Origin of the sequence: Microcoleus sp. Pol7_B2 (assembly GCF_036701035.1) — a bacterium.
Taxonomy (GTDB): domain Bacteria; phylum Cyanobacteriota; class Cyanobacteriia; order Cyanobacteriales; family Microcoleaceae; genus Microcoleus.
In genome coordinates this window covers 50,462-58,486 of sequence record NZ_JAUBQB010000042.1, presented here as the reverse complement: position 1 = coordinate 58,486, position 8,025 = coordinate 50,462, and the positions used below count along the sequence as shown (strand labels likewise).

The window sequence follows — 8,025 nt, the reverse complement described above, 5'->3', positions numbered from 1 at the left end:
CGCCATTTTTATCAACGGGGGATGAAGGCTGTAGCCCAGATTCTATCTAGCTCCTGACCGCCTTGTCACCCCCCCAGCTTCTACAGAAACTATCGTCCCAGCAGAGGGGGAGTCCACAAAGGAAGGACGATCGCACTTATCAAAAAAGTGCGATCGCCAATGTTTAGTTAACTGAAACCGCCGCGAAAATTACCATTTATAACGCGCTGGTGACGGGATTGGAAGGGCGGCCCAACGCCGATAAACGGTGACTTTCCCCACAGCGATCGAACACAACCTCAAACTTAACGTGAGGTATAGTTTGTCGCAGAAACTGAAAATGCCCGTCTGCATCAGAACGACTGCGGAAGCGGGCAACAATAATCCATTGCTGAGTAGGTAACAGACGGGCGATCGCCCAACAACACAAGCGTTGTTTGTATGTCATCATAGAATTTGTCTCCATTGAATGTTGGAGCCAGAGCCAGCCCGGAACCTTGGACAGTAAGGGGCTGGCTTCTGACTGTTTACGGGCCTCAGCCTTATATACTAATAGCATCATTTGATGTTAATGACATCAAATGACACAAAAAGAGATCAAAGGGTGTTGGAGTGTAAAATTTAAGACAATTGAAGTAAAACCATGCCTGCCAATGCCTTCACGAATGCGAGTCACAGTTACACTGCCAGAAGACGTTCATCAAGCCTTGTCCGAATGGGCCGAAGAAGAAGATAGAACGCTCGCAAACCTGCTTTCCCATGTGGCAGCTAAAGCAGTCAGAGAACGCCAAGAGCAGAAAAAAGATAAATCAGAAGGCGATCGCCCTTAGGCGATGGCCACGGCGTAAGATGGACTGTGTTGAAATGTTTTGCAGTACAACGAAATGGCTTCACGGGGACGAGTTACCGCATACCTACCAGAGGAAATTCAAAAAGCTCTGGAAGAATGGGCAGAAGAAGACAGCAGATCCGTTAGCAGTTTGGCAACGTACCTGCTGACTAAATCTGTTAGAGAACGCCAAGAACAGAAAAAAGATAAATCAGAAAGCGATCGCCCTTAAGAACGATCGCCCGCAATCCCATCCGCGTCCATCCGCGTCCATCCGCGTCCATCCGCGGTCAAAAAAAGAACCATCGCCTCAAAAAAATAAGGTGGGCCGCAGCCCACCCTACTTAAATTATTTCGCAGTCACCAACTGTGCCGGCAGCCGCTTAAACGCCAACCTTTCATTCTCGATATCCACAAAAATGGTATCGCCGTCAGCAAAATCTCCCCGCAAAATACCCTTCGCCATTTGGGTTTCCAACTCGCGCTGAATCCCCCGCTTCAGAGGCCGCGCACCGTAAACCGGATCGTAACCAATTTCTGCTAAGAAGTCGATCGCAGATTCCGACAACTTCAGAGACATCTTGCGTTCAGCTAACCGTTTTTCCAAGCGCTTGACTTGCAACTGCACGATTTGCCGCAGTTCGGCCTTACTCAAACCGTGGAAGATAATCATCTCATCAATCCGGTTCAGGAATTCAGGGCGGAAAGTTCCCCGCATCGCTTCCATCACCCGACTCCGCATTTGTTCGTTATCTCCGGCCACATCTAAGATGTATTGAGAGCCGACATTCGATGTCATAATAATCACAGAATTCTTAAAGTCTACCGTGTGACCTTGAGCATCGGTAACCCGGCCGTCATCCAGAATTTGCAGCATGATGTTAAATACATCCGGGTGCGCTTTCTCAATTTCATCGAATAGAATCACGGAGTAAGGACGGCGGCGCACAGCCTCAGTTAATTGTCCGCCTTCATCGTAGCCGACGTATCCCGGAGGCGCACCAATTAACCGCGAAACCGCGTGTTTCTCCATGTATTCCGACATATCAATTCGCACAATCGCTTCTTCCGTGTCGAACAGATAAGACGCTAATGCTTTAGCTAACTCGGTTTTGCCAACACCCGTGGGGCCGAGGAAGATAAAACTCGCAACCGGACGATTTGGATCTGCTAAACCTGCGCGCGATCGCTGAATTGCATCTGCAACCGCCGTCACCGCTTCATCCTGTCCAATTACCCGCTTGTGCAGTTCATCTTCCAAGTGCAGAAGTTTCTGCATTTCCGATTCAACCAACTTGCTGATCGGAATTCCCGTCCACTTGGAAATAATCTCGGCAATGTCACCTTCTGTAACTTCTTCTCGCAGCAAAGTTTTACCTGTGGTTTGAGTTGCTGACAGTTGAGCTTCTGCTTCTTGCAATTGTTTTTGCAATTCGGTTAACTTGCTATATTTCAACTCAGCAGCGCGGTTCAGGTCATATTTTAATTCAGCTTGCTGAATTTCAATATTCACCTTATCAATCTGTTCTTTAATCTTTTGAATGCTGCCGATGACACCTTTTTCCGATTGCCACTGGGCATTCAAACCGTTTTGGTGTTCCTTGAGGTTGGCTAAGTCTTTTTCCAGTCTTTCCAAGCGTTCGATCGAAGCAGCGTTACTTTCTTTTTGCAGCGACAGTCTCTCCATTTCTAGCTGCAAAATTCTGCGGTCGATTTCGTCTAGTTCTTCCGGCTTGGAGGTAATCTCCATTTTGAGTTTAGCCGCTGCTTCGTCCACTAAGTCAATGGCTTTGTCTGGAAGGAAGCGATCGCTAATATATCGAGTAGACAAAGTAGCCGCCGCCACTAGGGCGCTGTCAGAAATTTTAACGCCGTGGTGAACTTCGTACCGTTCTTTCAAGCCCCGCAAAATCGAGACAGTATCTTCAACAGTCGGTTGGTCAACATAAACTTGTTGAAAACGGCGTTCTAGTGCCGCATCTTTTTCGAGGTACTTGCGGTATTCGTCGAGAGTTGTAGCGCCGATACAGCGCAATTCTCCCCTCGCTAACATGGGTTTAAGTAAGTTGCCGGCATCCATCGAACCTTGAGTTGCGCCAGCACCGACAACGGTGTGAATTTCATCGATAAATAAGATGACTTTGCCGTTGCTGTCGGTCACTTCTTTGAGCACCGCTTTCAAGCGTTCTTCAAATTCTCCCCGGAATTTTGCACCGGCAATTAACGCGCCCATATCTAGGCTAATTAATTGTCTGTCTTTGAGAGATTGCGGCACATCTCCGGTGATAATTCGCTGGGCGAGTCCTTCGGCGATCGCAGTTTTGCCGACTCCCGGTTCCCCAATCAATACCGGATTATTTTTGGTGCGACGGCTCAAAATTTGAATCGTGCGGCGGATTTCGTCATCCCGTCCGATTACCGGATCGAGTTTGCCTTGACGCGCGGCTTCAGTCAAATCTCGGCCGTATTTTTCCAGCGCTTCGTATTTGCCTTCTGGATTTTGATCGGTCACTTTATTCTTCCCCCGGACTTGGGTAATGATATCTTTAAGCTTGGCTTCATCTAGTTTAAATTCTTGTAGTAGATTTTTGCCAAAGCGATCGTCCTTAACGTAACCTAGTATCAAATGCTCGATCGAAATAAATTCATCGCCGTACTCTTTACGATAAGTTTCGGCGCGATCGAGCAAAGTGTCGAGAGAACGACCTAGATAAACGTTGCCGCCGCTTCCTGAGATTTTCGGCTGGCGGCTGATAAACTCATCAGTGCGATCGCGCAATTTTGCTACAGAAACTCCCGCTTTGTTAAATAAGCTGGTAGCAAGTCCCGATTCTTGTTCCAGCAAAGCTTTCATCAAATGTTCGCTTTCTAGCTGCTGCTGCTGACCTGCTTTGACGATTTCGGGGGTGCGGGCGAGGGCTTCCCAGGCTTTTTCGGTAAATTGGTTTGGATTATTTGGTTGCATAAATTTTAATTCCCTGCATTAAAAATGATTACTGCTGTAGAGGCAATTGCTTGATCGCCCGTACAATTGTCATTGTAGGGAGTTGCGGAGGGGGGGCGGATCGGTGTTCCCCTATCTTGAGATAGGTATTTCCGTCCTATGTAGGAGTCTCTCGCAAGGAAAAGCAAACTGTCGCGCCTAAAAGTTGGACTCTTGGATAGGAGCAACTCTCACATTAAAAATGCTTTCTAGTGCCACTTGAAAAAACTGCACATTCTTAAACAGTCTCCTGCTGCGGAAAATGGAGAAACACTTATGTAAATAGGAGAGAGGACTTGAGAAGCGTCACAGTCCTATAGCGAAACCCGAAGCGTTATTGTTTTACTCATCAATAACAGCCGCTATAACTCTCACACCTGGAAAATATAGCTATGAAAATTGTACCTTTAATTTCGTTAGGTATTATAGCAAGTGCCGCGATCGCACTAGCCCCTGAAGCTTTGGCAAGTACCTGGCGTGCCGCACACCGGATGTCTGGTTTTTCCGCCGACAGCAATTACTACTTGTATTTAGAAAGTTCCAGAGATACTGGAGCGGGAATTCCCAAAGCAAAATTGCAAATTGTCCAAGTTGCTGCAAATTCCTGCATCAAAAATGGGTGTATCCAAACTAAATATGGCGAGCCCGACTCGAATAAAAGCACTAAAATGGCAGAAGATGACTTGCTTAAAAAAAGTTGGAATAGCAGGGAAACTTTGAAGTTAACTCCTCCTCAAGCTGGAACTAAACTGAACATTATTTCTCGTACTCCCGGAGCCAATGGAAGCGAGACCGTCGCCGTCAAAGTCAATACAGCAAAGCCTTTACAAATTCGCCTGGAACAGCGGCAAAAAACTACTCCTCCTGGCAAAGAAAGCGCGGCAATGCGTCTTGTAATTAATCATAACGGTCGGCAGCGTGTCCTCGGATCGCTGAACAATTTTGAAGATTGGGTGTTCTCTTATTCAATCCGAGAAGTTCGTTTGTCTCCGAACGGGCGCAATGTCGTTGTCCTGGTGGACAAGACAGAACGCACTTTTGAAGGAGTCTTGAAAACTACTTTTGTACAAGGCTTTGTTCTTTAGGCTTGCTATATTCCCAGGGTTTAACCTGGGAATTATCAAAACTTACGCAGAACCCCTATATGTAAGGTGCACACGGTGCACCTACAGATAGAGTCTATGCGTTAGTCCGGGTTGTTAATTATTCTTTATTTTGATAATTGGGCGTTGCTTAATTAGGGTATGAATCACCTTTTCGATTGAAGTTACAAAACTCACCCAACTTGGCTGAGAGCAATTGGGAAATCTTGAATTCATACCTGTATTCAGCAACGCCGATAATTGCTATATCAATACATTTTAAAATTTCCCTCTTCCTTCCTCCCTCTTTCTTTTTCCTTGAACATCTGCCTCCTGACTATTGACTAATGCTCAATAATTAATCCGTGTATCCGTGTCAAAATCCATATTTTGCCTGACTTCATGCCTGCATCACAACCCGTTCCGGGAGACTGACAATAAACGTTGAACCCTTACCGTCCTCGCTTTCGACGCTAATTTCGCCGCCGAGAATTTGACATAAACGCTGGCTAATTGTCAATCCCAAACCCGTGCCTCCGTACTTGCGGGTAGTCGAAGCATCAGCTTGGGTAAAAGGTTTAAATATCTGCTCTAATTGCTCGTCCGTCATGCCGATGCCGGTGTCGCTCACTCGAAACATTAAAACTTGAGAAGTGTAGTTTGAACCCGACTGAAAATCATTATTTTTATTTTGTTTCGCCGATCTAGATTTTTCAATTTTCATTCTTTCGACGCCGATAGTAATGACGCCTTTTTCGGTAAATTTGGCAGCGTTGCTGAGCAAATTAAGGAGAATTTGTCGCACTTTCGGTTGATCGGCGTACATTGTGCCGAGTTCGCCTTTTGTTTTCAGTGCTAAAGCATTACCTTTTTTTTCTACTAGCGGTTGAGCAGTAGTCATCACTTCTTCAATCATGGTCGCCACGTCGAAGTTTTCCAAATAAAGGGTGACGTGACCTGCTTCTATTTTGGAAATGTCGAGGATGTCGCTAATCATATCCAGCAGGTGTTTGCCTGCGGTTTGAATTTTTTCTAAGTCCGGGAGAAAGTCTTCTGAACCAGAATCTTGAGCATCTTCTTGCAGCATTTCGCTGTAGTTAATGATGGCGTTGAGGGGGGTGCGTAGTTCGTGGCTCATGTTGGCGAGAAATGCACTTTTCGAGCGGTTGGCAGCTTCGGCGGCTACTTTGGCTTCGTGCAATTCTTCTGTGTATTCGCCTACTCTCTGGATTAGTTCGTTGAGGGAAATTGCTAGCATTCCCACTTCGTCGGAAGTAGTGACGGGTACTTGCAGGTCAAAGTTTGATTCTTCTGTCACTCGCTGAGCGATGAGGGTGGTGGCTTCTAAGGAGCGAGCGATCGCCCCGCTGGTGTATGCTGCTAGAATTGCTGCCATCGCACCTGATATCAAGAGAGAGCCAACGAGAATGAGAGTTCCGAGTTTTTCGGCATTTTCGTAGGTTCTCAATGCCTCGTCTACTTTCTCGCGAAAGTTGACGGCCAGTTGGGCTGAATCCTCGGAAAACTGTTTGAGTTTCAAAGCAGTTTCGCCGGCCACAAAATTGTTCAAATTCCGCCCCAAAGCCTGCTGCTGCTTCGGATTCAAAGCAGATAGTTTCGCAGCAGCCAACAATTTTTGTACTTGTTGAAAGTATGATTCTACAGTTTTGCCGTTGGCTTGAGCGAACTGTTGAAGCTGTTGGTAGTCTTTGGCAACCTCGGGATTCTTCGTCGGCGACGAGGTTTGCAGTTGTTCGAGGATGCCGCTCATCTGAGCAACGCGAGTCAGGAATTCCGAGCGTTGGCGATCGAAAATTTGCGGTTTGGCCGTCAGACTCGCCAGTTCTTGCTGCTGAATTCTGACTTCCTGCACCGTGTTATTGAGGTTTGTCAGGATTTCCGCTTTATCTCGGTCGATCGCTAGTTTTTCTCTAACTTGCTGTTTGTGATAGGATTCTACTCCCCGTCCCGCCACAGCACCCAAAACGGCAATACTAATGACCAAGGCGTATCCGCAGCCGATTTTCTGCCTGATACCCAAGCGGCCCAACAGACTTTTCAACCCTATTTGAGGACGGTTCTGCAGTTGATTTTTCAAAGCTAAGGTTAAAGACATGGGCAATGTACTCGTCACCTTTGAGAGGCACCATCTATATTCTAATTGATGCCTGCATGAGGGTAAATAAAGTTCTGGCTTCGGGCCAGCTTTGGGCAGTTATTGGGTCTTTGCAGGGTTCCACAGCTCGATCGGCTTGACAGTTTGGAGGAGTTATGCGTAACAAATTATAGCAGAACCAAGAACCAAGAACCAAGAACCCAGAAGCAAGAAACAGTCAAAGGCAGGGTTTGAGTAATTAAGAACGTACTCACCGTCGGGCGTGGTTGCGATATAAGTGGCGAGTTATAAGTTGCAAGTTATGAGTTAGACTTCTGATTGAAAACTCTACTCTACTCGCAACCCACAACTCTATCGCTGTTCCCCTACTGGCAAAGTCGAAATTGTGCTATCTCAGCAGGAATTTTGGAAGCATTAGGTACGCTCGCACTTGCAGGAACGAAGATTCCCAGGCCGTAACTGCAACCCTCTGCCGTCGTGCATTCCCCAGGCTTAGCAGTGATTTGATATTCGCCTTGGGATGGGGGAGTAAAAGAGATTGACGCCAGTTCGCCTGTTTTTTGACTCACAGCGATTTCCTGACCGCTTGCATCCTTGAGAGATAAGTTTAAATCCTGACAATTTCCGTCGCAAGTGGCAACAAAAACATACTCCACATTAGGATGCAGTGTTGCTCTAAAAGGAGATGAAACTTGCTTGCGAACTTGGCCCAGCAACGGCACAAATACTAATTTTTGACCGTTGCCTTTCCGCTGGTCAACTTCTGTTTTCAAGCGACAAATAACCGTTTTTTGGTTGTCGGTCAGTTCTTGAGCAATCGCATTTCCTACAATTGCAGTACCGAGGATTAGGGCAAAGCCGGAAATAACCAGATGTTTGAAATTCATTGATGTCCCTTAAAGTTAATTTTGGGTGATTGCAATAGACCGCTTTTGTCAGCAGTCTATTAGTTTATCTGGAGCCTATCACATTTGTTGACTTTTCCGAAAAAACAGCTCGGAGAAAAGTGCGATCGAACTCATGTCTGGTTTTAGAT

The 8,025-nt window shown here is 46.4% G+C and carries 7 protein-coding genes; 3 read left to right on the top strand and 4 right to left on the bottom strand.

Annotation, left to right across the window (positions count from 1 at the left end; genetic code table 11):
* Positions 1 to 196: 196 nt before the first annotated feature.
* Positions 197 to 430 (bottom strand): hypothetical protein, encoded by a 234-nt coding sequence (locus tag QUA57_RS16885; protein ID WP_333062431.1) that lies wholly within the window; start codon positions 428 to 430, stop codon positions 197 to 199.
* A gap of 202 nt (positions 431 to 632) precedes the next feature.
* On the opposite strand from QUA57_RS16885, the gene QUA57_RS16880 reads away from it, so the two are divergent.
* Together QUA57_RS16880 and QUA57_RS16875 are read left to right on the top strand one after the other, a co-directional pair.
* A complete protein-coding gene (locus QUA57_RS16880) occupies positions 633 to 809 on the top strand; it encodes a ribbon-helix-helix domain-containing protein (protein ID WP_190662896.1) in 177 nt (58 codons plus the stop codon).
* 39 nt (positions 810 to 848) lie between these two features.
* Positions 849 to 1,040, top strand: a complete 192-nt coding sequence (locus tag QUA57_RS16875; RefSeq protein ID WP_333062430.1) for a ribbon-helix-helix domain-containing protein — start codon at positions 849 to 851, stop codon at positions 1,038 to 1,040.
* Positions 1,041 to 1,157: 117 nt separating this feature from the next.
* On the opposite strand, the gene clpB is transcribed toward QUA57_RS16875, so the two are convergent.
* Positions 1,158 to 3,773: an ATP-dependent chaperone ClpB gene (gene clpB, locus QUA57_RS16870; protein ID WP_333062428.1), complete on the bottom strand. Its 2,616-nt coding sequence runs from the start codon at positions 3,771 to 3,773 to the stop codon at positions 1,158 to 1,160.
* Between the two features lie 410 nt (positions 3,774 to 4,183).
* Here clpB and QUA57_RS16865 point away from each other — a divergent pair, with 410 nt between their 5' ends.
* The gene (locus QUA57_RS16865) at positions 4,184 to 4,876 is read left to right on the top strand and encodes a DUF2259 domain-containing protein (RefSeq protein WP_333062426.1); all 693 of its coding nucleotides are present in this window, start codon (positions 4,184 to 4,186) and stop codon (positions 4,874 to 4,876) included.
* Positions 4,877 to 5,273: 397 nt separating this feature from the next.
* Here QUA57_RS16865 and QUA57_RS16860 read toward each other — a convergent pair whose 3' ends face one another.
* Together QUA57_RS16860 and QUA57_RS16855 are read right to left on the bottom strand one after the other, a co-directional pair.
* On the bottom strand, positions 5,274 to 6,989 hold the full coding sequence (locus QUA57_RS16860; protein ID WP_333062424.1) for an ATP-binding protein: 1,716 nt from the start codon (positions 6,987 to 6,989) through the stop codon (positions 5,274 to 5,276).
* A gap of 365 nt (positions 6,990 to 7,354) precedes the next feature.
* The gene (locus QUA57_RS16855) at positions 7,355 to 7,876 is read right to left on the bottom strand and encodes a hypothetical protein (protein WP_333062422.1); all 522 of its coding nucleotides are present in this window, start codon (positions 7,874 to 7,876) and stop codon (positions 7,355 to 7,357) included.
* Between the last annotated feature and the right edge of the window lie 149 nt (positions 7,877 to 8,025).